Genomic DNA, 24,843 nt, shown 5'->3' with positions numbered 1-24,843 from the left:
CCTTATTAAGCTACGTAAGCGATGATTTCACCACCAAGACCTGCTTTACGTGCAGCGCGGTCTGACATAAGACCCTTGGAAGTAGAAACGATAGCAATACCAAGACCACCCATTACTGAAGGAAGTTCATCTTTCTTCTTGTAAACACGTAGACCTGGACGAGAAACACGTTTAAGTTGCTCGATTACTGGTTTAGCTTGGAAGTACTTAAGTGTAACTTCTAGCTCAGGTTTTGCTTCGCCTTCAACAGCGAAGTCAACGATGTAACCTTCAGCTTTTAGTAGTGCAGCAATTGCAACTTTAAGCTTTGAAGAAGGCATTTTTACAGCAACTTTGTTTGCTGCCTGACCGTTACGAACGCGGGTCAGCATATCCGAAATCGGATCTTGCATGCTCATATGATTTACTCCAAATGATTAAGTGGCAATTACCAGCTAGCCTTACGAAGACCCGGAATCTCGCCTTTCATGCAAGCTTCACGAACCTTAATACGGCTTAGACCGAACTTACGTAGGTAACCGTGTGGACGACCAGTTTGGTTGCAACGGTTGCGCTGACGTGATGCACTTGAATCACGTGGAAGAGATTGCAGTGTAAGAACCGCGTTCCAACGATCTTCTTCAGATGCGTTTACATCGCTGATGATAGCTTTTAGCGCTGCACGCTTTTCAGCGAACTTAGCTACTAGCTTCGCACGTTTTGCTTCACGTGCTTTCATTGAATTTTTAGCCATAACAGTAACCCTTCACCTTACTTACGGAATGGGAAGTTAAAGGCAGCCAGCAGAGCACGGCCTTCCTCATCAGTACCAGCAGACGTCGTAATAGTGATGTCTAGACCGCGTACTCGATCAACTTTATCAAAGTCGATTTCCGGGAAGATGATTTGCTCGCGAACGCCCATGCTGTAGTTACCGCGACCGTCAAAAGACTTAGCGCTAACACCACGGAAGTCACGTACACGTGGAAGAGCGATGTTAATTAAACGCTCAAGAAAATCCCACATACGTTCGCCACGCAAGGTTACTTTACAACCGATAGGGTAGCCTTCACGGATTTTGAAACCTGCAACAGATTTGCGCGCTTTTGTGATAAGTGGCTTTTGACCAGAGATCGTTGCCATATCAGACGCTGCATTTTCTAGCAGTTTCTTATCGTTGATTGCTTCACCAACACCCATGTTTAGGGTGATTTTCTCGATTCTAGGGACTTGCATGACGCTTGTGTAACCGAACTGTTTGGTCAGTTCAGCGACTACAGACGACTTGTAGTAATCATGCAGTTTCGCCATAGTAGAACTCCAAATTACTTCTATTAGTTAGAAACGGTTTCGCCGTTAGACTTGAAGAAACGAACTTTTTTGCCGTCTTCAAAACGGAAACCGATACGGTCAGCTTTACCAGTAGCTGCGTTAAAGATAGCCACGTTAGAAACGTCGATAGCTGCTTCTTGCTCTACGATACCGCCTTGGATACCCATAGCTGGAACAGGTTTCTGATGTTTCTTAACTAGGTTGATACCTTCAACGATAACTTTACCAGTTGCTAGAACCTTAGTTACTTTACCTTTCTTGCCTTTGTCTTTACCAGCAAGAACGATTACTTCGTCATTACGACGGATTTTAGCTGCCATTTCTACGTGCTCCTTACAGAACTTCTGGAGCCAGTGAAACGATCTTCATGAACTTATCGCCACGAAGTTCGCGTGTCACAGGACCAAAGATACGTGTACCGATTGGTTGCTCAGTATTGTCGTTTAGCAATACGCAAGCATTTCGGTCGAAGCGAATGACAGAACCGTCAGGACGACGTACGCCTTTACGGGTGCGCACTACCACCGCCTTCAGAACATCACCTTTTTTAACTTTACCGCGAGGGATTGCTTCCTTCACAGTAACTTTGATGACGTCACCGATATGTGCATAACGGCGGTGAGAGCCACCCAGAACCTTAATACACATTACGCTGCGTGCGCCTGAGTTATCAGCTGCGTCCAGCATACTTTGCATTTGGATCATGTTAGTGCTCCGCTAAATATTAATAACTAGACCCATCACGGGTCGGGCTGCCTCTTTAAAAGGGACGCGAATTGTACCACCCTTTTTTGTGATTGGGTAGTCAAAAAATAAACGGCTCCAAAAATATTTTGGAGCCGCTTTAGTTTCATAGAATTAACGAGATTAAATCTTCGCCTTTTCTAGAACTTTTACCAAAGTCCAAGACTTAGTCTTAGACAGTGGACGACACTCTGCGATTTCAACTGTGTCGCCTAGGCCACACTCGTTGTTCTCGTCATGTGCGTGTACTTTAGTCGTACGTTTTACGTATTTACCATAGATTGGGTGTTTTACGAAACGTTCGATAGCAACAGTGATAGACTTGTCCATCTTGTCGCTAACAACACGACCTTGTTGAGTACGTTTTACTTCGCTCATTATGCGCCTGCCTTCTCAGTCAAAACAGTTTTCACACGTGCGATATCACGGCGTACAGCTTTCAGAGTATGAGTTTGCTGTAGTTGACCAGTCGCAGCTTGCATGCGCAAGTTGAACTGTTCGCGTAGCAAATTCATTAGCTCAGCGTTAAGCTCTTCAACGCTTTTCTCGCGTAGATCTTGTGCTTTCATCACATCACCTGCTTAGTTACAAATGTAGTTTTGAAAGGCAGTTTACGTGCCGCAAGACGGAACGCTTCACGTGCCAATTCTTCAGGTACACCACCCATTTCGTACATAACCTTACCAGGTTGGATTTGGGCTACCCAGTACTCAACGTTACCTTTACCCTTACCTTGACGAACTTCAAGTGGTTTTTCTGTGATTGGTTTGTCTGGGAACACACGGATCCAGATTTTACCTTGACGCTTAACGTGACGTGTCATTGCACGACGTGCCGCTTCGATTTGACGAGCAGTTAGACGACCACGGCCAACAGCTTTAAGACCGAATTCGCCGAAGCTTACATCAGTACCTTTAGCTAGACCACGGTTACGACCAGTCTGAACCTTACGGAACTTAGTACGTTTAGGTTGTAGCATCTGTCGACTCCTTACTTACGGCCTTTACGCTGCTTCTTAGGCTTGTCGCCTTTAGGCTCTACAGCGTTAGCTGCTGGCATACCACCTAGGATTTCACCTTTGAAGATCCAAGTTTTAATGCCGATCACACCGTATTGAGTGTGAGCCGAAGAAGTTGCGTAATCAATGTCAGCACGTAGAGTGTGTAGAGGCACACGGCCTTCACGGTACCACTCTGAACGTGCGATTTCAGCGCCGCCTAGACGACCGCTTACTTCCACTTTGATACCTTTAGCGCCTAGGCGCATAGCGTTTTGTACTGCGCGCTTCATAGCACGACGGAACATAACACGACGCTCTAGCTGAGACGCGATGCTGTCACCAACAAGTTGCGCATCTAGTTCAGGCTTACGTACTTCAGCGATGTTAATTTGCGCTGGTACACCTGCAATTTTAGCTACAGCTGCGCGTAGCTTCTCAACGTCTTCACCTTTCTTACCGATAACAACGCCTGGACGAGCAGTGTGAATAGTCACACGGATGCTCTTAGCAGGACGCTCGATAACGATACGTGATAGAGACGCTTTTTTCAGTTCACTTGTAAGGAACTGACGTACCTTGAAGTCGCCGTCTAGGTTGTCAGCGAAATCTTTGGTGTTAGCAAACCATGTAGCATTCCAAGGCTTAACGATGCCTAGACGAATACCATTTGGATGTACTTTTTGACCCATTGCTTACTCTCCTAGTCTCTAGCGATCTGCTACAACAACAGTGATGTGGCTTGAACGCTTCAAGATACGATCCGCACGACCTTTAGCACGAGGCATAATACGCTTCATGGTTGGGCCTTCATCTACAAAGATTTTTGCGACATTCAGATCGTCAATATCTGCACCTTCGTTGTGCTCCGCGTTAGCGATAGCAGACTCTAGAACTTTCTTAACTAGTGCAGCAGCTTTTTTGTTGCTGAACGTTAGGATTTCTAGAGCTTGGTCAACAGATTTACCACGGATTAGATCCGCAACTAAGCGAGCTTTCTGAGGCGAAATGCGAGCAAAGTTATGTTTAGCAATTGCTTCCATTATCTACTCCTTAGCGCTTCTTAGCTTTCTTATCCGCAGCGTGACCGCGGTAAGTACGTGTTGGTGCGAATTCACCCAGTTTGTGACCGATCATTTCATCAGTTACAAATACTGGTACGTGCTGACGACCATTATGGACAGCGATGGTCAAACCGATCATCGTAGGGATGATCATTGAACGACGGGACCAAGTCTTAATAGGCTTTTTGTCTCCGCTTTCCACCGCTTTCTCTACCTTCTTCAGCAAGTGTAGGTCAATAAAAGGACCTTTCTTGAGAGAACGTGGCATGGCGATTCCTCTTTATATAGATTACTTGTTACGACGACGTACGATGTACTTGTCAGTGCGTTTGTTCTTACGAGTCTTGAAGCCTTTAGTAGGCATACCCCAAGGAGATACTGGGTGACGACCACCAGAAGTACGGCCTTCACCACCACCATGTGGGTGGTCAATCGGGTTCATTACAACACCACGAACCGTTGGACGGATACCGCGATGACGTGATGCACCTGCTTTACCAAGTTCACGTAGCATGTGCTCAGAGTTACCAACTTCACCGATTGTTGCACGGCCTTCAGAAAGAACTTTGCGCATCTCGCCAGAACGTAGACGGATAGTTACGTACGCACCGTCGCGAGCAACGATTTGAGCGTAAGCACCAGCCGAACGAGCTAGCTGACCACCTTTACCAGGCTTAAGTTCAACGTTATGTACTGTTGAACCTACTGGGATATTACGCATTGGTAGAGTGTTACCAGCTTTGATTGGTGCATCAACACCAGACTGAATAACATCACCAGCTACAACACCTTTAGGTGCTAGGATGTAGCGACGCTCACCGTCTTTGTAAAGAACTAGAGCAATGTTTGCGCTACGGTTTGGATCGTATTCAAGACGCTCAACTGTCGCTGGAATACCATCTTTAGTACGTTTGAAGTCAACTACACGGTAGTGGTGCTTGTGACCACCGCCGATGTGACGTACTGTGATACGACCCTTGTTGTTACGACCACCGTTCTTAGAGTTTTTCTCTAGAAGAGGTGCGTATGGCTTGCCCTTGTGTAGGTCAGCGTTAACAACTTTAACAACGTGACGACGACCAGGGGAAGTCGGCTTACATTTAACAATAGCCATTTTTAACTACTCCTGTTATTCCGCGCCGCCAACGAAGTCAAGATCTTGACCTTCTTTCAAAGTAACGTACGCTTTCTTAACGTCGCTGCGGCGACCTTGGCGTAGACCTTGACGTTTGGTCTTACCCTTAGTGATAAGAGTATTTACAGACTTAACTTCAACTTCAAATAGCTTTTCTACAGCTGCTTTGATCTCTTTTTTAGTCGCATCTTTAGCTACTTTGAAAACGATAGTGTTCGCTTTCTCAGCTGCCATAGTTGCTTTTTCAGAGATGTGCGGTGCACGTAGAACTTTTAGGATACGCTCTTCAGTGATCATGCTAGCATTTCCTCTACTTGCTTAACTGCTTCTGCAGTCATTACAACTTTGTCAAACGCGATTAGAGATACTGGATCGATACCAGCAACATCACGTGCGTCAACTTTGTATAGGTTACGAGCAGCTAGGAATAGATTCTCATCTACTTCGCTAGTCACGATTAGAGCGTCAGTTAGCTCAAGCTCTTTAAGCTTAGCAACTAGCTCTTTAGTCTTTGGTGCTTCAACTGAGAAGTTATCAACAACGATTAGACGCTCTTGACGAACAAGCTCAGAAAGAATGCTCTTCATAGCACCACGGTACATTTTTTTGTTTACTTTTTGGCTGTGATCTTGTGGTTTCGCAGCAAAAGTAACACCACCTGTACGCCAGATTGGGCTACGGATTGTACCAGCACGCGCACGGCCAGTACCTTTTTGACGCCATGGCTTAGCGCCACCGCCAGAAACTTCTGAACGTGTTTTTTGAGCACGAGTACCTTGACGAGCACCTGCTGCGTACGCAACAACTACTTGGTGTACAAGAGCTTCGTTAAACTCACGTCCGAAAGTAGTTTCGGAAACAGTTAGTGCATCGGCACCTTTAACCATTAGTTCCATTACTTACTCCTGAGACGTTATGCTTTAACAGCTGGTTTAACGATCACGTTGCCGCCAGTTGCGCCTGGGACTGCACCTTTAATAAGAAGCAGGTTGCGCTCAGCGTCAACACGTACGATCTCTAGGTTTTGAGTCGTTACACGCTCAGCACCCATGTGACCTGCCATTTTCTTGCCTTTAAATACGCGACCTGGAGTCTGACATTGACCGATAGAACCAGGAGCACGGTGAGACAATGAGTTACCGTGAGTCATATCTTGAGTACGGAAGTTCCAACGCTTAACAGCGCCTTGGAAACCTTTACCCTTAGATGTACCAGTAACGTCTACTTTCTTAGTTTCGTTGAATAGTTCAACAGTTAGTTCTGAACCAACTTCGAACTCTTCGCCGTTTTCTAAACGGAATTCCCAAAGACCGCGACCAGCTTCAACGCCAGCTTTAGCAAAGTGACCTGCTTCAGCTTTGTTTACACGGTTAGCTTTCTTAGAACCAGCTGTAACCTGGATTGCTGCGTAGCCGTCAGTTTCAAGAGTTTTCACTTGAGAAACACGGTTAGCTTCAACCTCAACAACTGTTACTGGGATAGAAACGCCTTCTTCAGTAAATACGCGGGTCATGCCCACTTTACGACCGATTAGACCAATCATACTTCTAATCTCCCTTAACCTAGGCTAATTTGAACGTCAACGCCCGCAGCAAGGTCTAGACGCATTAGAGCATCAACAGTCTTGTCTGTTGGCTCAACGATGTCGATTAGACGCTTGTGAGTACGGATTTCGTACTGGTCACGTGCTTTCTTGTTAACGTGTGGAGAGATAAGAACTGTGAAACGCTCTTTACGAGTTGGCAGTGGGATTGGACCACGAACCTGTGCGCCAGTGCGCTTAGCTGTTTCAACGATTTCCGCTGTAGAAGCATCGATTAGTTTGTAATCGAAAGCTTTTAGGCGGATACGGATACGTTGGTTCTGCATGAGACAGAGCTCCAAATTTAATAAATTACACAAACAATATCGCCACTCAAACTCGTCGAGACGAGAGAATGCCGATTGATTTATGTGAAACCGTAGCATCCAAGATTAGGACGCATTGTCAGTTAATTTTCGATTAACTATCCCTATATGCCAAAGTCACCTTTGAGGATAGTTTTTCCGAAGAAAAGATAGCTAATTGTATTAACCGCGAACATAAGCTGAGTATACATTACCTCACAAATCCTTAGATTTGCTCGCTCCTCACTGCTCATTGGTTCACAACTGGCTTAACCAGTGCGCTGCATTATACAGATCACACTTTAGGTTGCAAGCGCTGAGTGAAAAATAATCGGGAATATTCCAAACCCCATACATTCCTCTTCGCTTGGTAGCCATTAAAACAAAAAGGACGCCGAAGCGTCCTTTTCTAAACTGTAATCGTAATAGCGGCTGCTATTATTTCTTACCGCTTGATAGTGCACCGAAACGCTTGTTGAAGCGATCAACACGGCCGCCTGTATCAACGATACGTTGCTTACCAGTGTAGAATGGGTGACACTTGTCACATACGTCTAGGTGGATAGACTCTTTACCTAGAGTAGAGTTGAACTCAAAAGAGTTGCCGCAAGAACAAGTCGCTTTTACTGCTTTGTATTCTGGGTGGATACCAGCTTTCATGGGATAACCTCAATAGTAGGCCGTGTCGCTATACGAATCTAAGCCGCACACCACACGCAATTAATAATAAAATGGGATACCGCATCAACTAATTGCCGAAGCCATATCTCAAGGCGCGATATAGTAAAGAATCACATTGCTCGGATCAACACATTTGGCAACTTTTTCGCCACTTTTTTAGCCAGACTAATCATAGAGGCACGATTCACGCTGAATCGCATTGCTTTACTCGAATTTCCATACCGATTTTAATAGACTCTCATTTCCTTTCCCTCTTTTTTAATAGCTAAAAATTTATGCGTCCAACCATTGCTAGAGTGGCATTACCCGTTCCGCTCGACAAACAATTTGATTACGCTATTCCGGGGCACCTGTTTCCGATCATTGGTGGACGCGTTTCCGTACCTTTTGGACGCCAAACGTTAGTTGGCATCGTCACCGCAATGGTTAATCACTCGGACTTTCCCAAAGATCAACTCAAGCCAATCAAAGCAGTTCTTGATTCTCAGCCGATATGGTCTGAAAAGCTTTATTCGTTGCTGACTTGGTGCAGCCAGTTCTACCAATACCCACTTGGAGATACGCTACACAATGCGATGCCAGCAGCTCTACGTAAAGGAAAGCCTGCAGATTTTGCGACGCTACAAGAGTGGCAAATTACCGAATCCGGTAAAGACAAGCTGATGCAAGGGCTTGATCGTCGAGCGGTCAAACAACAGAAGGTCTTGCAAATGTTGGTTAACGGCGCTTTGCCTCACCAGGAATTTGTCGACCAAGAGATAGCCTCAACAGTACTAAAGTCTTTAGAAGAGAAAGGCTGGATTGAACGTATCGAGAAGAAGCCTGTAATCACCCAGTGGGGACAGCACGTTGAATGCGACGTCGAAAAGCCAAAGCTCAACCACGAACAAGCGCTGGCTATTGCGAGTGTAAATAGCCAAACAGGTTTTGCCTCCTATTTATTAGAAGGCGTCACGGGCTCAGGTAAGACAGAAGTGTACCTCAACCTGATCAAGCCGGTCTTAGAGCAAGGGAAACAAGCCTTGGTTTTAGTACCAGAGATTGGCTTAACGCCCCAAACCATCAACCGCTTTAAACGCCGTTTTAATGTGCCAGTTGACGTCATCCACTCCGGGTTAAACGAGACGGAGCGTCTGAATGCGTGGCTTTCTGCACGCGACAAAGCGGCCGGAATCATTATCGGCACACGCTCAGCCCTACTCGCGCCTTTTGCTGATCTCGGGATTATCATTGTGGATGAAGAGCATGACTCCTCTTATAAGCAACAAGACAGCTTGCGTTACCACGCTCGTGATGTTGCTGTAATGCGCGCTCATAAAGAACAAGTTCCGGTTGTTCTGGGCTCAGCCACACCTGCACTGGAGACATTACACAATGCCTTGTCAGGCAAATATCACCATTTAACACTAACCCAACGAGCTGGCTCTGCCGTACCAACCACCAATAAAGTGTTAGATGTAAAAGGTCAGTATTTAGAAAGTGGCTTATCTGCCCAACTGATTGCCGAGATGCGCAAGCATTTAAAAGCGGGCAATCAAGTAATGTTGTTTCTTAACCGTCGAGGCTTTTCGCCCGCTTTGATGTGCCATGAATGCGGTTGGATTGCAGAATGTAAACGCTGTGATGCGTACTATACGTTCCACCATTACAGCAACGAAATACGCTGCCATCACTGCGGCTCACAACAACCGGTGATTCATCAATGTCAGGGGTGTGGTTCAACCCAATTGGTTACCGTCGGCGTAGGAACGGAACAACTCGAACAACAATTGGCTCAGTTATTTCCAGAATACAACGCCATTCGCATCGACAGAGACAGCACACGCCGCAAAGGTAGTTTGGAAGATGCCCTTGAATCGATTCGTAAAGGTGAACATCAAATTCTGATTGGCACCCAAATGCTGGCTAAGGGGCACCATTTTCCAAATGTAACGCTCGTTGCTCTTTTGGATGTTGATGGCTCTCTTTATAGTAGTGACTTCCGCGCTTCCGAGCGACTAGCGCAGTTGTTTATTCAAGTCGCAGGTCGTGCCGGCCGCGCAAGTAAACCTGGCGAGGTTATCCTACAAACCCACCATCCTGAGCACAGCTTGCTGCAGGCCCTACTTCAAAAAGACTATCGCCACTTTGCTATGACTGCTCTGGAAGAACGCAAACTGGCTCAGCTTCCGCCTTATAGTTTCTTGACTCTGTTTAAAGCAGAGGCGAACCAAAGTGAGGTAGTTGAAGACTTCCTGCGTCAGGTTCGCTTTACGTTAGAGTCACACCCTCTGTTCGATGATTCCTGCATGGTGTTAGGCCCAACTCCTTCACCTTTGGCCAAGCGGGCTGGTAAATACCGTTGGCAACTATTACTGCAAACTCAGCATCGTTCATTGATGCAAAAGTTATTAACCAGTGCCAAACCTGCTATTGAGTTGTTGCCAAATGCTAAGAAAGTGCGCTGGAATTTAGACATAGAACCACAAGATCTCAGCTAGCAAACGTTTAACTATGTAATGAATTACCATTTAATGTGACCAGTATCACACCAAGATTACAATTTTTGTTAAACAGACCGTAACTTTCACTTTAGAAATGAATAGACTATCCAAATTAGAAAAGTCTAAAGTGACTTGTTTGCACAGGCTTAGATTAAAACAATGACTATTCCCACAAATTGATATCGCGGTGAAGAATCCATTTTCCCACTCGTTAACACGAACTGAGCGAAGAGCAAACACAGCTCTAACTCGGTTTGATTACTCTGATTTCAAACCGGAATAACGTCATCTTGGCAAAAAATAAATGAGAGGTTAAAAACTATGGCGACAATGAAGGATGTTGCCCAGCTTGCGGGAGTGTCTACGGCTACGGTATCTCGAGCCTTAATGAATCCAGAGAAAGTCTCTTCTTCTACAAGAAAGAGAGTAGAAGATGCCGTACTTGAAGCGGGTTATTCTCCAAACTCATTAGCGCGTAACTTACGTAGAAACGAATCAAAAACCATTGTTACTATCGTTCCCGACATCTGTGATCCTTATTTTTCTGAAATTATTCGCGGTATTGAAGATGCAGCCATGGAACATGGCTATCTAGTCCTGTTGGGTGATAGCGGACAACAGAAGAAACGCGAAAGCTCTTTCGTTAACCTCGTATTTACTAAGCAGGCAGATGGAATGCTACTGCTTGGTACAGATCTACCATTCGATGTCAGTAAGCCAGAGCAAAAGAACTTACCTCCGATGGTAATGGCGTGTGAATTTGCGCCTGAACTCGAGCTTCCGACAGTACATATTGATAACCTGACCTCAGCATTTGAAGCGGTGAATTACCTGACCCAATTAGGTCATAAACGCATTGCTCAAATCTCTGGACCAGATACAGCAATATTGTGTCAATTCCGCCAGCAAGGCTACCAACAAGCCCTGCGCCGTGCCGGCATCAATAAAGATCCGCAATATAGTGTCATTACTGAGTTCTCTTTTGATGGCGGAGCAAAAGCCGTTCGTAAACTGCTCGAATTGCCAGAACCACCAACGGCTATTTTCTGTCACTGTGACACAATGGCCATCGGCGCAATTCAAGAAGCGAAAAAGCTTGGCTTACGAGTACCGCAAGATCTCTCTGTTGTGGGCTTTGATGACATTAACTTCGCTCAGTACTGCGATCCACCGTTGACCACCATCTCTCAACCTCGCTATGAGATTGGTCGACAAGCGATGCTAATGATGCTCGAGATGTTAAAAGGCCACGACGTGCATTCAGGCTCACGTCTGCTTGAAACTAATCTCGTCATTCGTGGAAGTGCAGCGCCACCACAGCGCCCTTAACCTAAAGATTAGGTATTCATCCCCAAAGCGGTGCTAAGGCGCCGCTTTTTTTATTTACCCCTCCTGCTTTTTGTGTATCCCTGAATAAATGTAAGTGAGAACGGAAACACACTCCTACACTCGGGCGTTGTCGCGCTTTAGCTATCAAGATTCTATCAATAGGGTGTTTTCTCAACTCGTTCTGGATTAACATATTTGCAAGAATCCTTGATGACCAGAAATAACCGTGGCAAATAGAGATTATGTAAGACGAGGGCGAGGCGCCCCAAAAAAGTCGACAAAAAAACAGCCGCCGAAAAGAAAAAAACCTTGGCGCAGTGGCCTGCTCGCTATCTTGCTCGTGGGCGGTTTTGGCTATGGTCTTTACCTTTTGAGTAGTGACCCAGAACCTAAACAACCAGTCGTGAAGCAGCCAACAACCACTGTCAGCAAACCAAAGCCGAAAAAAGACTTGCCGCCACCACCAGAAGAAAAATGGGAATATGTTGAGTCACTACCGAAACGTGAAGTTGAAGTTGTGGCCAAAGAAATTGAAGTTTCTAAAATTCCTTACATCATGCAGTGTGGCGCGTACAAAACCCAGGCACAAGCCGAAGAGCGTAAGCTTGCAATCGCGTTCCAAGGGATGTCGAGCAAGATTCGTAAGAAAGAAGGCAGTTCATGGTATCGCGTGGTGCTAGGTCCGTATAAGTTCAAACGTGATGCAGAACGTGACCGTCATAAACTGCAACGCGCGAAAATCGAGCCGTGTGCGATTTGGAAAGAAAATCTTTAAACTCAGGCCCTAGGAGCTAAGATCCTAGGGCCTTTCTTTTTGCCCCCTTGAATCCCCATTTCTCCTCCCCCATATACTGAATTAAATCCAAAGAGAAATAATCAAGAGGTCGACTGTGACTACCATTGTATCTGTACGTCGAAATAATAAAGTCGTCATCGCGGGTGATGGCCAAGTATCTCTAGGCAATACCGTAATGAAAGGTAATGCGCGCAAAGTTCGCCGCCTGTACAACAACCAAGTACTAGCGGGCTTTGCCGGCGGTACTGCGGATGCCTTCACCCTTTTTGAGCGCTTCGAAAGCAAACTGCAAATGCACCAAGGTCACCTAACCAAAGCGGCAGTTGAGCTAGCTAAAGACTGGCGTAGCGATCGTGCTTTGCGCAAGCTCGAAGCCTTACTTGCCGTTGCCGACGAAACCGCATCGTTAATCATTACCGGTAATGGTGATGTCGTACAGCCAGAACATGACCTGATTGCGATTGGCTCTGGTGGTGCTTACGCACAAGCTGCCGCAACCGCCCTACTAGAAAACACAGATCTAGATGCTCGTGAGATCGCGGAAAAAGCTCTCAATATCGCGGGTGATATTTGTGTCTTCACTAACCATCACCACACGGTAGAAGAGCTAGACTCAACAGTAGAGCCTGAAAAACCAACCGCGTAATCGTAACGAAGTAAGGAAAGAATATGTCTGAAATGACGCCTCGCGAAATCGTTCATGAATTGAACCGCCACATTATCGGTCAAGAAAAAGCCAAGCGTTCGGTTGCGATTGCACTTCGTAACCGCTGGCGCCGCATGCAGCTTGAAGAAAGCTTGCGTGCCGAAGTGACGCCAAAAAACATCTTGATGATTGGTCCTACTGGTGTTGGTAAGACTGAAATCGCACGACGCCTCGCAAAACTGGCAAATGCCCCTTTCATCAAAGTTGAAGCGACAAAATTCACCGAAGTGGGTTACGTTGGTAAAGAAGTTGAAACCATCATCCGTGACCTAACAGATGTCGCTGTGAAAATGACGCATCAACAAGCGATGGAGAAAGTGAAATTCCGCGCAGAAGAGCAAGCGGAAGAACGTATTCTTGATGCGCTACTGCCACCAGCACGTGATAGTTGGGGTCAAGCAGAGCAAACGGAAGAGTCTTCTCACACTCGCCAGATCTTCCGTAAGAAACTGCGTGAAGGCCAACTAGACGATAAAGAAATTGAAATCGACGTAGCCGCACCGCAGATGGGCGTAGAGATCATGGCGCCTCCTGGTATGGAAGAGATGACTAACCAGCTGCAAGGCATGTTCCAAAACCTGGCAGGCGACACTAAGAAAAAACGTAAGCTGAAAATCAAAGACGCAATGAAAGCGTTAGCGGAAGAAGAAGCGGCGAAACTGGTAAACCAAGAAGAGCTAAAAGAAGCAGCGATTTTCAACGTTGAAAACAACGGCATCGTATTTATCGATGAGATCGACAAGATCTGTAAACGCGGCGAGAGCTCAGGCCCAGACGTTTCACGCGAAGGTGTTCAGCGCGACCTACTTCCATTGATTGAAGGCAGCACGGTATCAACCAAGCACGGCATGGTAAAAACAGACCACATTCTGTTTGTTGCATCTGGTGCATTCCAAGTGGCAAAACCATCTGACTTGATCCCAGAATTGCAAGGCCGTCTACCAATTCGTGTTGAGCTAGAAGCACTAAGCAGCAACGACTTCAAACGCATTCTGACAGAACCAAAAGCCTCTCTAACAGAGCAGTACGTTGCATTGATGAAAACGGAAGATGTGGACATCGAATTCACAGAAGACGGCATCACGCAAATCGCGGAAGCGGCATGGACGGTCAACGAAAGCACAGAAAACATCGGTGCTCGTCGCTTACACACCGTTATGGAACGCTTAATGGATGAAATCTCTTACGACGCAGCGGAGCAATCTGGCGCTAAATTCGTTATTAATTCCGCTTATGTGAAAGAGCGCCTAGGCGACACGATTGAAGATGAAGATCTAAGCCGCTTTATTCTTTAACCGCAATCTATCCCACCAAAGCCCAGAACCTTGTTTCTGGGCTTTTTGTATAGAATGACGACCACTGTGACAACACCTAAATCAAAAGATCTCGTCATTCTAGCGAGCTCAAGCGAGGCTAAGAATCTGCTAACAGCAGACGCCTATTCTTTCTCTCTCACCTTAACCACTGCACAATCGGATGATGGATTCTGAATCACACTCGTTCCTCGCTGTTCAGAATGACGGTCACTTAGACGACATCTAAATCAAAAGGTCTGGTCATTCTAGCGAGACTAAGAACCTGGTAACAACAGACGCCTATTTTTCCTCTCTCACCTTAATCACCGCACAATCGGACGATAGATTCTGAATCACACTCGTTCCTCGCTGTTCAGAATGACGGTTACTGTGACAACACCTAAATCAAAAAGATCTCGTCATTCTAGCGAGCTTAAGCGAGACTAAGAATCTGCTAACAGCAAACGCCTATTCTTTCTCTCTCACCACAACACTTCACAATCGGATGATAGATTCTGAATCACACTCGTTCCTCGCTGTTCAGAATGACGGTGACTTAGACAACATCTAGATCAAAAGCTCTCGTCATTCTAGCGAGCTTAAGCGAGACTAAGAATCTGCTAACAGCAGACGCCTTTCTTTCCCACTCACCTTCACCACTGCACAACCGGATGATAGATTCTGAATCACCCTTTGACTTCTAGTTGAGTTGTTTTAGGTCAATAGCGTATCTGCCTCTTTGTGCTTATACTGGGCACATTGGTTACTAGCACGAAATTTCCATGAAACAATCTCTACAGATCTGGCTTGAAGCCGCTCGTCCAAAAACATTACCTCTGGCATTAGTCTCTATCTTAACAGGTAGTGTACTCGCCTACTCGGCGGGTCATTTCTCACTGACGATTGCCATCATGGCTTTCGTAACCGCGACATTGCTGCAAATTCTGTCCAACCTGGCAAACGACTATGGCGATGCCGTTCAAGGTACAGATAACGACAAACGCCTCGGCCCATTACGAGCGATGCAGTCAGGCGCGGTAAGTGCGAAACAGATGAAACAGGCGATTATCTTTAACATCGCTCTGACCGCCATTTCAGGCTTGGTGTTAGTTTTCTATTCACTAAGTTCACTGGAAAGTATTGTTACTTTTATCGGGCTGGGAATTCTGGCCATTCTCGCAGCCATTGCTTATACCATGGGTAGCAAACCATACGGTTACGTGGGGCTTGGCGATATTTCAGTTTTCTTGTTTTTTGGTTTACTCGGCGTATCCGGTACTTATTTCTTGCATACTGGTCACGTAGATACCACGCTATTCTTACCTGCTCTAGGCTGCGGTTTACTCGCCGTTGCAGTACTCAACATCAACAATATGCGTGATATCGAGAACGACCGAGAGTGTGGTAAACGCACAGTCGCAGTGCGATTGGGTCAACGCAACGCCAAGCAGTACCACTTTGTTTTACTTGGCGGTGCTATTCTTGCCTTTGCGGCTTACTTGTTAATTCAAGACAAACCCGTTTGGATTAGCTTGCCATTTTTACTTAGTATTTATTTCGTGGCCGATCATGGTAAAGCGGTTTGGCATACACAAAAGCCCGCTCAGATAGCACCAATGATGCCAGTCATCGTGAAATGCTCTTTAGTCACCAACGTTTTGTTTGCAACAATTGTGGTAGCTCAAACTCTAGTAAGTTAAAAAAGGATTGTCATTGCATTGACTTAATGCCTAGATATACTCAAAGACAACCAATTTCTGTTTAGAAAGGTACGCTATGGAATACAATACCTCAGCACTCTGTGATATCTACCTCGATCAGGTAGATGTGGTTGAACCAATGTTCAGTAACTTTGGCGGTCGCGCTTCATTTGCCGGGCAAATCACCACCATCAAGTGTTTTGAAGATAATTCGTTGATCCGCGAGACATTAGAGCAAGATGGACTTGGTCGCGTTTTGTTAATTGACGGTGGCGGTTCCCTACGTAAAGCCCTTATCGATGCAGAAATCGCAACCATTGCGGAAGAAAACGAGTGGGAAGGCATTGTCGTTTACGGTTGTGTTCGTGAAGTCGATGAACTTGAAGATATGAATTTAGGCATTCAAGCCCTCGCTTCTATTCCTGTTGGAGCGACCAGCCAGGGTATTGGTGAATTGGATGTACCAGTCAACTTTGGCGGCGTCAGCTTCTTACCTGAAGATTATATTTATGCTGATAGCACCGGAATTATCCTGTCGCCTGAACCATTGAATATTGATTTAGAGTTGGATGAAGAAGCATAACGAGTCTTAGGCGCCTAAGTTATAGGGTCTTCTCTTGGCTCTTAGCGCCTAGCCTTGTCTTAACATTTTCTACTTCCCTAAAACACAAACACCCGCTTAACGCGGGTGTTTTTAATTTGGAATGAAGAAGCCGAATTATTCCACTTCGTCCATTTTGCCAAGTAGTGCACGAATGCGCTCTTGCCATTGTGCGTGCTCTTGCTGTGCCTGTTGTGCTTTTTGCTCTAGCTCTTCACGTTGAGAGCGAAGCTCGTTCGCTTCTTCCGCAAGTTTAGCTTTATCTTCTTTCAGCTCTTCGACTTCCATCTGAAGAAGAGTGATTGTGTCAACTGCAGTTTGAATTTTAGATTCTAGTTGTTCTAGTACTTCAAAAGACATCTTGGCCTACCTATGTTATTCCGTTGGGACGATGTGCGAGATTGATGCACACCTAACCTATATAAGGTTCATTCTACTCAGCGTCGCGATGAGAAACACTCACTATATTCGATATTTTGCATCATTCGGTCAAAAAATCAGCGCAATCTCACTAAACGCTGACTTTTCTTGTCGCCGAAGCATTTTTGAGCAAGGATTTTGCGTCTCGCTACGCTGAAAATCGCCCTAAGTATTGATCAAATTCAAGTTAGATAAAGTAAAAGCCTCGCAAAAAGGCAAACGTTTACTCGACCTTGTGATAGAATCGCCGCGCAAATTCTTCTTCCCTCTTGCTTACTTGGAGACATCATGAAACGCGATTTAGCAATGGCATTTTCCCGTGTGACTGAAGGTGCAGCTCTGGCTGGTTACAAATGGCTTGGCCGTGGCGATAAAAACGCAGCCGATGGCGCTGCTGTTGAAGTTATGCGCACGCTACTGAACAAAACAGATATCAGTGGTGAAATTGTCATTGGTGAGGGTGAAATCGATGATGCGCCAATGCTGTACATTGGTGAGCAAGTGGGTATTGGTGGTGATGAAGTAGATATTGCAGTCGACCCGATTGAAGGAACGCGTATGACGGCAATGGGACAATCGAACGCACTAGCCGTACTTGCCGCAGGTGAGAAAGGCAGCTTTCTTAAAGCGCCAGATATGTACATGGAAAAACTGGTTGTTGGCCCTGGTGCAAAAGGCGTAATTGACTTAGAAAAGCCGTTAAAAGAAAACCTAGAGAACGTAGCAAAGGCCCTGAACAAGCCACTTGATACCCTAGTCGTTATTACCCTTGCGAAACCTCGCCACGATAACGTTATTGCAGAAATGCAAGCAATGGGCGTGCGTGTCTTTGCGGTGCCTGATGGTGACGTGGCTGCCTCTATTCTGACTTGTATGCCAGACAGTGAAGTGGACATGATGTACTGTATTGGCGGCGCGCCAGAAGGGGTTGTATCAGCAGCGGTAATTCGAGCGCTAGACGGTGACATGCACGGTCGTCTGCTTCCTCGTCACGAAGTAAAAGGCGATACTGAAGAAAACCGCATTTACGGCGCAGATGAACTAAAACGCTGCGATGAAATGGGCGTAAAAGCGAATGTTGTCCTCAAAATGGAAGACATGGCTCGTAGCGACAATGTGGTATTTTCAGCTACAGGCATCACTAAAGGTGACTTGCTGGAAGGTATCTCTCGTCAAGGCAATATGGCGACCACAGAAACGCTGCTCGTGCGCGGTAGATGCCGAACTATTCGCCGCATCAAATCGACTCACTACTTAGATCGTAAAGATCCAGAAGTGCGTGATATTATTCTTTAAGCATTTCTCGAGGCTCTCGCTCAGTCTGAGTTTGAGCCTTTCTTTCCGCACAACGGGCAATAGATTCTGAATCACACTCGTTCCTCGTTGTTCAGAATGACGGTGACTTTAATAAGCTCTAAATCGAAAGAACTCGTCATTCTAGCGAGCCCCAGCGAGACTAAGAATCTGGTAACAGCAAACTCCTATTCTGTCCTGCTCGCCTTAACCGCTGCTCAACCAAAAGATAGATTCTGAATCACCTTATTCCTCGCCGTTCAGAATGACGACATATATTGGCTCATATGAACATAGCCCCTACAAATCCACACTCAAATTAAGTCAACACTTTTCTTTACTAACCCTATCGCGCATAATATGTACTGACGTATAAATGGTGGGTATATGAAGACCGTAGATAGGATATTGCAAATCGTTAAGCGTGATGGCTCCGTCACTGCAAAACAACTCTCTTCTGAGCTAGGTATGACAACCATGGGGGCTCGTCAGCACCTACAAAGTTTAGAAGATGATGGCATTCTTTCTATCCATGACGTAAAAGTGAAAGTTGGTCGCCCTGCTCGTCATTGGTCTCTCACTCAAAAAGGTCATGAGCAATTTGCTGACCGTCACGGTGAGTTGACCATTCAGTTTATAGAAGCTGTCGAACATATCTTTGGCAAAGATGGACTGGAAAAAGTCACATCAGAAAGGGAAAAACTCACGTTACAAAGTTATCGTCAGCATCTTGAGCAATGCGACTCTCTGCAAAGCAAACTAGAAACACTTGTCACATTAAGAGAGCAAGAAGGCTATATGGCCGAGCTCGAGAAAGATGAGAACGGATTCATCTTGATCGAAAATCACTGTCCGATTTGTAAAGCCGCAACTCGCTGCCCAAGCTTGTGCCAGTCAGAATTAAGTGTCTTTCAGTCTTTACTTGGACGTGACACCAAAGTAGAACGTACCGAACACATCATTAGCGGCCAAAGACGCTGCGTTTACCGCATCCAACAACTACAGTAACCACCACAACCAAACATCGACATGCCGCACTTATTCAATCTCAAGCTTGAAAGCTTCTCTTATAAGTGAGACGGCTGAAGAATTCATCCTCTCTCCTCTTTCTAGTGGTATAGGCTTTTAGTAACTAAAGGCAATTTCCATAAGGATTTGGAGAGCATCGATGTCTAATCTACGTCATATCCCGTCCCAAACGCTTCCTCCATTCGATGAAATGGTTCGAATGGCAGAGCGAGACCCAGAAGCTTTTGAGCAATTTCGTCATGAGATGGCGAAAGAGATGATCGAAAGCGCATCAGAAAATATGAAAGAAAGATTGTGGGCTCAACAAAGCCACATTGATAGAGTCATCAGCACGTGTAAAAACCCTCATCACACCAATGTGGTATTGATGAACGAGTTGCAAAAACAGGTCGTAAAGTTCAAAGCAGCGCTAGAAGGGGAAGCGGCACCGACACAAAAAGCGGATGTGGTTAGCTTAAATGCGTTTAAAGATAGGGATGATTTTTACTGATACTCAGTAGATAGATCGAGAAAGTTAGGGTTCGTTTCTCTTACCAAGGCTAACTTCCACTCACGCTTCCACTGCTTGAGCTGCTTTTCTCGGTTTATAGCATTAGCCATATCGTCGAATAACTCAAAGTAAACGAGCTTATGAACGTTGTATTTCTTAGTAAATCCTTCCACTACTCCATTTTTATGTTGCCATATTCTTTGGGGCAGCTGACTGGTAACACCTATGTAGAGAACGGCGTTGTTATTTGACGTTAGGATATAAACGCAAGGTGTCTTATCGATGATTCATTCTCCTTCATTATTCGCTGTTACTTTTCCATTGTAATTCGCAAGCTCAGTCAGTTTATTTCGAACTCGGAGCGCTCTATGCGTAGATTCTGAATCACACTCGTTCCTCGTTGTTCAGAATGACGGTGACTTTAATAAGCTCTATGTCAAAAGCGTTCGTCATGCTAGCGAGCCTTAGCGAGACTAAGAATCGCGTAACAACAAGGCTCCTATTCTTTTGCTCTCACCTTAGCCACTGCTCAACCGGATGATAGATTCTGAACCACACTCGCACCTCTCTGTTCAGAATGACGATGGCTTTCACAACCTCTAAATCAAAAGAATTCGTCATTCTAACGAGTCTCGGCAAGGCTAAGAACCTGCCAACAGTAAACTCCTATTCTTTCCCGCTCAGCTTAACCACTGCTCAACCGGACGATAGATTCTGAATCACGCTCGTCCCTCGCAGTTCAGAATGACGATGGCTTTAACAGTTTCTCAATCAAAGAGTTCGTCATTCTAGCGAGCCTTAGCGAAACTAAGAATCTGGTAACAGCAAGCTCCTATTCTTTCCCGCTCAGCTTAACCACTGCTCAACCGGACGATAGATTCTGAATCACGCTCGTCCCTCGTAGTTCAGAATGACGGTGAGTTTGACAGCCTCTAAATCAAAAGAGTTCGTCATTCTAGCGAGCCTTAGCGAGACTAAGGATCTGGTAACAGCAAACTCCTACTCTTTCACACTCAGCTTAGCCACTGCTCAACCGGATGATAGATTCTGAATCACCTCGTTCCTCGCTGTTCAGAATGACGGTGGCTTTAACAGCCTCTACATCAAAAGAGTTCGTCATGCTAGCGAGCCTCAGCGAAACTAAGAATCTGGTATCAGCAAGCTCCTACTCTTTCACACTCAGCTTAACCACTGCTCAACCGGACGATAGATTCTGGATCACGCTCATTCCTCGCTGCTCAGAATGATGATGGCTTTAACAGTCTCTATATCAAAAGAGTTTGTCATTCTAGCTAGCCTTAACGAGACTAAGAATCTAGTAACAGCAAGCTCCTATTCTTTCCCGCTCACCTAAACCACCGTACAATCGGATGATAGATTCTGAATCACACTCGTTCCTCGCTGTTCAGAATGACAGTGGCTTTAACAGTCTCTAAATCAAAAGAGTTTGTCATTCTAGCGAGCCTTAGCGCGACTAAGAATCTACTTTCAGCACGCACGATACTTGAAGCAATTACTCCGGCTCAGGGCCATATTGGTTTGGTCCTGATGTTCCCTTTAAGAAACCACATTCAATTAGAATCCATAAACCACAAATCAGAGAAATGGAAGCAACGAACATCTGTGGGGTCGACGGCTCTTGCGCGGCAGGGCTGGTCATTGGCGTGGCAATTCGTCCGATAATCAACGGAATATTCAGAGCTAGCCAATAGATCGATTTGTTGCGGTCGTGCCAACGCTTGGTGGTGATCGCCAAATCAGGGATCAACAGAACCACCAAGAAAATAGGAAGAAGCACATAGGAGAGAGTAGGAAGCTGTTGGCTGATACCGGCACCAAAGCCTAGAATGGACACATAGTAAATAACGTTCCAAATCCAGTAGGTTTTACGGTTTATACGTCCTTGAAAAGAAAACAGTAACTCTTTAGTCGACATCAAATTTTACCCCAAAGTAGAAAGGTTATAGATTAGCCGAGTCGATATAGTTTGGAAAGGACACCGATAGCTTGGGTGCCCACAACGACCTTACAACAAGCAGAGCCGGGCTGAGAATTCGTAACAATAACCCCTCGCTATTCTCGGGCAATTCAGCGCAACCTAGTTCACTACCTTTTGGAAGCTATCTATATCCATATCTCGGATATTGACCGTTAAACTGTGCACGTGACTAGCTTGCTCTTGAAGTGTCGCCATCAAGGCTCGTGACAGTTCTCGCTTTTGTTCTTGGGAGCGACCAGATAACAAATCAAAGTTGATATGGATAAAGTCGAGGCTATCACCCTCCTCTCCTATTAACCAATTGTGGCACCGGAGCGTTCTAGATTTCACTGACGCGAGTTCAAAAAGGCCACTTTCTAACGCCGTTTTATGTAAATCCTCCAGCAACCCCTGAACATTGACGCGTTCTTCCACCGAGTTTGAATACTCTAAAACGAGATTTGGCATTTTGATTCCTTTCTACAACAATTAATTCCAGCGCGTAGTAATACCAATCTCAGCAGCAATTTCCGAGGAATGAACTATCATTCTGTCTACGCGATCACCAATCGGTTGCTTTTGACAAAAATAACAGGATCGATGCTTGGTCGAATCAACAAAGAAAGCCGGACAAGACATGACGCCAATCATGATCTGTTCACATTATTCTGTTATATTCCTACGTAGATTTTTTACATTAATTGACTATTTACATTAAAGATAAGGGAGATATTCCTATGCGTCGTCCTGTAGTGATGGGTAACTGGAAACTAAACGGCAGCAAAGCAATGGTAACTGAGCTGCTAACTGGTCTTAACGCTGAACTTGAAGGCGTTGAAGGTGTTGACGTAGCAGTCGCTCCACCAGCACTTTACATCGACCTAGCAGAGCGCGTAATCGCTGAAGGCGGTAACAAGATCATCCTGGGTGCTCAAAACACTGACCTAAACAACAGCGGTGCGTTCACTGGCGATATGTCTCCAGAAATGCTGAAAGATTTCGGTGCTACTCACATCATCATCGGTCACTCAGAGCGTCGTGAATACCACAACGAATCTGACGAGTTCATCGCTAAGAAATTCAATTTCCTAAAAGAAAACGGTCTAACACCTGTTTTCTGTATCGGTGAATCTGAAGCGCAAAACGAAGCTGGCGAAACTGAAGCAGTATGTGCACGTCAAATCAACGCAGTTATCGACACTTACGGTGTTGAAGCTCTAAACGGCGCAATCATCGCTTACGAACCAATCTGGGCTATCGGTACTGGTAAAGCAGCAACTGCTGAAGATGCACAACGCATCCACGCTTCTATCCGCGCACTAATCGCAGCGAAAGACGAAGCAGTTGCAGCACAAGTAATCATCCAATACGGTGGCTCTGTTAAACCAGAAAACGCTGAAGCTTACTTCTCACAACCAGACATCGACGGCGCTCTAGTTGGCGGTGCTTCTCTAGACGCGAAAAGCTTCGCAGCAATCGCTAAAGCAGCGGCTAAAGCAAAAGCTTAATCTCGTTTTTACTGAGAGTAAAAATAACAAAGGGATGCATCATGCATCCCTTTTTGTTTGTGTATTAGATTACACACGATCATCTTAACTAAAGTCTAATCACTACCAAATAGGTCTCGCGTGTACACCTTATCAGCCACATCAGTAAGTTCTTCAACCATACGGTTAGAGACAATCACATCGGCGCTTTGTTTAAACTCATTCAGGTCGTTGATTACACGTGAGTTAAAGAACTCGTCTTCCTGAAGTACTGGTTCATACACCACCACTTCAATACCCTTTGCCTTGATACGCTTCATAATACCTTGAATAGACGAAGCGCGGAAATTATCTGAGCCAGCTTTCATTATCAAACGGTATATCCCAACCACTTTAGGTTCTCGTTTGAGAATAGACTCAGCAATAAAGTCTTTACGAGTTCGATTGGCTTCCACTATGGCCCCAATAATACTGTTTGGGACATCTTGATAGTTTGCACGAAGTTGCTTGGTATCTTTTGGTAAACAATAACCACCATATCCAAATGAAGGATTGTTGTAGTGGTTACCAATACGGGGGTCCAAACCAACACCTTCGATAATTTGGCGAGAATCAAGATTATGCGTCTCAGCGTAAGAATCTAACTCATTGAAATAAGCTACGCGCATTGCAAGGTAAGTATTTGAGAACAACTTAACCGCTTCAGCTTCTGTAGAATCAGTAAACAAAACTGGGATGTCTTCTTTTACCGCCCCTTCAACTAGAAGATTGGCGAATGTCTCAGCACGTGAACTGCGCTCACCAACAATGATGCGAGATGGGTGGAGGTTATCGTAAAGTGCTTTGCCTTCGCGAAGAAACTCTGGCGAGAAAACAATATTTTCACAACCTAACTCTTGCTTAATGCGTGCAGTATAACCCACAGGCACTGTAGACTTAATTACCATTACAGCATTTGGATTAATCGCCATTACATCTTTTATCACCGCTTCGACGGAAGCCGTATTAAAGTAATTGGTTTGTGGGTCATAATCCGTTGGCGTTGCTATAACAACAAAATCAGCACCTTTATAGGCGAGCTCTTTGTCCGTGGTAGCAGTAAAGTCTAGTTCTCGATTAGACAGAAAATCTTCAATTTCTTTATCCACAATGGGTGAACACTTGTTGTTAAGCAACTCAACTTTTTTTTCTACAATATCAAGTGCAACAACTTGGTGGTTTTGGGCTAACAACATCGCATTAGAGAGCCCGACATACCCCGTACCGGCAACCGCTATTTTCATTCCAATACCCTAATCTTTAGTTCTTATATCAGAATATCAATAGTTTTAATTTTTGGATAGTGAAACAATATTGTGCAACCTAAGCTTCATACATTAGAAAATAAAAAAGCGGCACATTGGCCGCTTTTATACAT

General features: G+C 45.3%; 33 protein-coding genes. 11 read left to right on the top strand and 22 right to left on the bottom strand.

Annotated features, from left to right (window positions below; translation table 11 throughout):
* Nucleotides 1–5: 5 nt before the first annotated feature.
* The 17 genes from rpsH to rpmE form a co-directional block, all read right to left on the bottom strand.
* Nucleotides 6–398 (bottom strand): 30S ribosomal protein S8, encoded by a 393-nt coding sequence (gene rpsH, locus KJB35_RS11345; protein ID WP_005379572.1) that lies wholly within the window; start codon nt 396–398, stop codon nt 6–8.
* A gap of 29 nt (nt 399–427) precedes the next feature.
* Nucleotides 428–733 carry a 30S ribosomal protein S14 gene (rpsN, locus tag KJB35_RS11340; protein ID WP_004410442.1) on the bottom strand — a complete coding sequence of 102 codons (306 nt, stop codon included), beginning with the start codon at nt 731–733 and terminating at the stop codon, nt 428–430.
* Nucleotides 734–750: 17 nt separating this feature from the next.
* Complete coding sequence (gene rplE / locus KJB35_RS11335; protein ID WP_005379573.1) at nt 751–1,290, bottom strand: 50S ribosomal protein L5; 540 nt, start codon at nt 1,288–1,290, stop codon at nt 751–753.
* 23 nt (nt 1,291–1,313) lie between these two features.
* Nucleotides 1,314–1,631 carry a 50S ribosomal protein L24 gene (gene rplX / locus KJB35_RS11330; RefSeq protein ID WP_005379574.1) on the bottom strand — a complete coding sequence of 106 codons (318 nt, stop codon included), beginning with the start codon at nt 1,629–1,631 and terminating at the stop codon, nt 1,314–1,316.
* A gap of 13 nt (nt 1,632–1,644) precedes the next feature.
* Nucleotides 1,645–2,016 carry a 50S ribosomal protein L14 gene (gene rplN / locus KJB35_RS11325; protein WP_004410450.1) on the bottom strand — a complete coding sequence of 124 codons (372 nt, stop codon included), beginning with the start codon at nt 2,014–2,016 and terminating at the stop codon, nt 1,645–1,647.
* Nucleotides 2,017–2,178: 162 nt separating this feature from the next.
* A complete protein-coding gene (gene rpsQ / locus KJB35_RS11320; protein WP_005379575.1) occupies nt 2,179–2,433 on the bottom strand; it encodes a 30S ribosomal protein S17 in 255 nt (84 codons plus the stop codon).
* Entirely contained in the window at nt 2,433–2,624 is a 192-nt protein-coding gene (gene rpmC / locus KJB35_RS11315) for a 50S ribosomal protein L29 (protein ID WP_005379576.1), read from the bottom strand. The genes rpsQ and rpmC overlap by 1 nt, the downstream gene beginning before the upstream one ends.
* Complete coding sequence (gene rplP / locus KJB35_RS11310; RefSeq protein ID WP_005379577.1) at nt 2,624–3,034, bottom strand: 50S ribosomal protein L16; 411 nt, start codon at nt 3,032–3,034, stop codon at nt 2,624–2,626. Before rplP ends, rpmC begins: the two co-directional genes overlap by 1 nt.
* 11 nt (nt 3,035–3,045) lie before the next feature.
* Nucleotides 3,046–3,744: a 30S ribosomal protein S3 gene (gene rpsC, locus KJB35_RS11305; RefSeq protein ID WP_005383161.1), complete on the bottom strand. Its 699-nt coding sequence runs from the start codon at nt 3,742–3,744 to the stop codon at nt 3,046–3,048.
* A gap of 18 nt (nt 3,745–3,762) precedes the next feature.
* Entirely contained in the window at nt 3,763–4,095 is a 333-nt protein-coding gene (gene rplV / locus KJB35_RS11300) for a 50S ribosomal protein L22 (protein ID WP_005383164.1), read from the bottom strand.
* A gap of 10 nt (nt 4,096–4,105) precedes the next feature.
* Nucleotides 4,106–4,384 carry a 30S ribosomal protein S19 gene (rpsS, locus tag KJB35_RS11295; protein ID WP_004394525.1) on the bottom strand — a complete coding sequence of 93 codons (279 nt, stop codon included), beginning with the start codon at nt 4,382–4,384 and terminating at the stop codon, nt 4,106–4,108.
* 21 nt (nt 4,385–4,405) lie between these two features.
* The gene (gene rplB, locus KJB35_RS11290; protein ID WP_005383168.1) at nt 4,406–5,230 is read right to left on the bottom strand and encodes a 50S ribosomal protein L2; all 825 of its coding nucleotides are present in this window, start codon (nt 5,228–5,230) and stop codon (nt 4,406–4,408) included.
* A gap of 15 nt (nt 5,231–5,245) precedes the next feature.
* Nucleotides 5,246–5,548: a 50S ribosomal protein L23 gene (rplW, locus tag KJB35_RS11285; protein WP_004398471.1), complete on the bottom strand. Its 303-nt coding sequence runs from the start codon at nt 5,546–5,548 to the stop codon at nt 5,246–5,248.
* Nucleotides 5,545–6,147 (bottom strand): 50S ribosomal protein L4, encoded by a 603-nt coding sequence (gene rplD / locus KJB35_RS11280; RefSeq protein ID WP_005379556.1) that lies wholly within the window; start codon nt 6,145–6,147, stop codon nt 5,545–5,547. Before rplD ends, rplW begins: the two co-directional genes overlap by 4 nt.
* A 17-nt stretch (nt 6,148–6,164) precedes the next feature.
* Nucleotides 6,165–6,794, bottom strand: a complete 630-nt coding sequence (gene rplC, locus KJB35_RS11275) for a 50S ribosomal protein L3 (RefSeq protein WP_005379555.1) — start codon at nt 6,792–6,794, stop codon at nt 6,165–6,167.
* Between the two features lie 14 nt (nt 6,795–6,808).
* Nucleotides 6,809–7,120, bottom strand: a complete 312-nt coding sequence (rpsJ, locus tag KJB35_RS11270) for a 30S ribosomal protein S10 (RefSeq protein ID WP_004410492.1) — start codon at nt 7,118–7,120, stop codon at nt 6,809–6,811.
* A 456-nt stretch (nt 7,121–7,576) separates the two neighbouring features.
* Nucleotides 7,577–7,798 (bottom strand): 50S ribosomal protein L31, encoded by a 222-nt coding sequence (gene rpmE / locus KJB35_RS11265; RefSeq protein ID WP_005379546.1) that lies wholly within the window; start codon nt 7,796–7,798, stop codon nt 7,577–7,579.
* Between the two features lie 296 nt (nt 7,799–8,094).
* Between rpmE and priA the strand changes: the two genes are divergently transcribed.
* The 7 genes from priA (at nt 8,095) to rraA (ending at nt 16,711) form a co-directional block, all read left to right on the top strand.
* The gene (gene priA / locus KJB35_RS11260; protein ID WP_085569690.1) at nt 8,095–10,299 is read left to right on the top strand and encodes a primosomal protein N'; all 2,205 of its coding nucleotides are present in this window, start codon (nt 8,095–8,097) and stop codon (nt 10,297–10,299) included.
* Nucleotides 10,300–10,602: 303 nt separating this feature from the next.
* Nucleotides 10,603–11,631 (top strand): DNA-binding transcriptional regulator CytR, encoded by a 1,029-nt coding sequence (gene cytR, locus KJB35_RS11255; protein ID WP_254901949.1) that lies wholly within the window; start codon nt 10,603–10,605, stop codon nt 11,629–11,631.
* Nucleotides 11,632–11,857: 226 nt separating this feature from the next.
* Entirely contained in the window at nt 11,858–12,406 is a 549-nt protein-coding gene (gene ftsN / locus KJB35_RS11250; protein WP_047101882.1) for a cell division protein FtsN, read from the top strand.
* A 115-nt stretch (nt 12,407–12,521) separates the two neighbouring features.
* Nucleotides 12,522–13,073: an ATP-dependent protease subunit HslV gene (hslV, locus tag KJB35_RS11245; protein ID WP_005383176.1), complete on the top strand. Its 552-nt coding sequence runs from the start codon at nt 12,522–12,524 to the stop codon at nt 13,071–13,073.
* A gap of 23 nt (nt 13,074–13,096) precedes the next feature.
* The gene (hslU, locus tag KJB35_RS11240) at nt 13,097–14,428 is read left to right on the top strand and encodes an HslU--HslV peptidase ATPase subunit (protein WP_047101881.1); all 1,332 of its coding nucleotides are present in this window, start codon (nt 13,097–13,099) and stop codon (nt 14,426–14,428) included.
* Between the two features lie 782 nt (nt 14,429–15,210).
* Nucleotides 15,211–16,128, top strand: coding sequence for a 1,4-dihydroxy-2-naphthoate polyprenyltransferase (locus tag KJB35_RS11235; protein ID WP_047101879.1), 918 nt, complete (start codon nt 15,211–15,213; stop codon nt 16,126–16,128).
* A 76-nt stretch (nt 16,129–16,204) separates the two neighbouring features.
* On the top strand, nt 16,205–16,711 hold the full coding sequence (gene rraA / locus KJB35_RS11230; RefSeq protein WP_005379537.1) for a ribonuclease E activity regulator RraA: 507 nt from the start codon (nt 16,205–16,207) through the stop codon (nt 16,709–16,711).
* A gap of 135 nt (nt 16,712–16,846) precedes the next feature.
* Here the strand turns inward: rraA and zapB are convergent, their stop codons facing one another.
* Nucleotides 16,847–17,089, bottom strand: a complete 243-nt coding sequence (zapB, locus tag KJB35_RS11225; RefSeq protein ID WP_005379536.1) for a cell division protein ZapB — start codon at nt 17,087–17,089, stop codon at nt 16,847–16,849.
* 348 nt (nt 17,090–17,437) lie between these two features.
* Here zapB and glpX point away from each other — a divergent pair, with 348 nt between their 5' ends.
* The 3 genes from glpX (at nt 17,438) to KJB35_RS11210 (ending at nt 19,961) form a co-directional block, all read left to right on the top strand.
* Nucleotides 17,438–18,445, top strand: a complete 1,008-nt coding sequence (gene glpX, locus KJB35_RS11220) for a class II fructose-bisphosphatase (protein ID WP_025768348.1) — start codon at nt 17,438–17,440, stop codon at nt 18,443–18,445.
* 384 nt (nt 18,446–18,829) lie between these two features.
* Nucleotides 18,830–19,450 (top strand): metalloregulator ArsR/SmtB family transcription factor, encoded by a 621-nt coding sequence (locus KJB35_RS11215; protein ID WP_005379532.1) that lies wholly within the window; start codon nt 18,830–18,832, stop codon nt 19,448–19,450.
* Between the two features lie 160 nt (nt 19,451–19,610).
* Nucleotides 19,611–19,961, top strand: a complete 351-nt coding sequence (locus KJB35_RS11210; protein ID WP_047101873.1) for a DUF3135 domain-containing protein — start codon at nt 19,611–19,613, stop codon at nt 19,959–19,961.
* On the opposite strand, the gene KJB35_RS11205 is transcribed toward KJB35_RS11210, so the two are convergent.
* From KJB35_RS11205 to KJB35_RS11195, 3 genes are all read right to left on the bottom strand, one after another.
* Nucleotides 19,955–20,221, bottom strand: a complete 267-nt coding sequence (locus KJB35_RS11205) for a GIY-YIG nuclease family protein (RefSeq protein ID WP_373417398.1) — start codon at nt 20,219–20,221, stop codon at nt 19,955–19,957. The genes KJB35_RS11210 and KJB35_RS11205 overlap by 7 nt on opposite strands.
* Nucleotides 20,222–21,474: 1,253 nt before the next feature.
* On the bottom strand, nt 21,475–21,897 hold the full coding sequence (locus KJB35_RS11200; protein WP_213907986.1) for a DUF805 domain-containing protein: 423 nt from the start codon (nt 21,895–21,897) through the stop codon (nt 21,475–21,477).
* Nucleotides 21,898–22,059: 162 nt separating this feature from the next.
* Nucleotides 22,060–22,407, bottom strand: coding sequence for a 5-carboxymethyl-2-hydroxymuconate Delta-isomerase (locus tag KJB35_RS11195; protein WP_017820736.1), 348 nt, complete (start codon nt 22,405–22,407; stop codon nt 22,060–22,062).
* Between the two features lie 269 nt (nt 22,408–22,676).
* On the opposite strand from KJB35_RS11195, the gene tpiA reads away from it, so the two are divergent.
* Nucleotides 22,677–23,447, top strand: a complete 771-nt coding sequence (gene tpiA, locus KJB35_RS11190; RefSeq protein ID WP_005384863.1) for a triose-phosphate isomerase — start codon at nt 22,677–22,679, stop codon at nt 23,445–23,447.
* Nucleotides 23,448–23,542: 95 nt separating this feature from the next.
* Here the strand turns inward: tpiA and KJB35_RS11185 are convergent, their stop codons facing one another.
* Nucleotides 23,543–24,709: a nucleotide sugar dehydrogenase gene (locus KJB35_RS11185; RefSeq protein WP_054574233.1), complete on the bottom strand. Its 1,167-nt coding sequence runs from the start codon at nt 24,707–24,709 to the stop codon at nt 23,543–23,545.
* Between the last annotated feature and the right edge of the window lie 134 nt (nt 24,710–24,843).

The organism is Vibrio sp. D431a (genome assembly GCF_030248655.1).
Taxonomy (GTDB): domain Bacteria; phylum Pseudomonadota; class Gammaproteobacteria; order Enterobacterales; family Vibrionaceae; genus Vibrio; species Vibrio alginolyticus.
The sequence above is the reverse complement of the archived record's forward strand: the minus strand, read 5'-3'. Positions and strand labels throughout refer to the sequence as shown.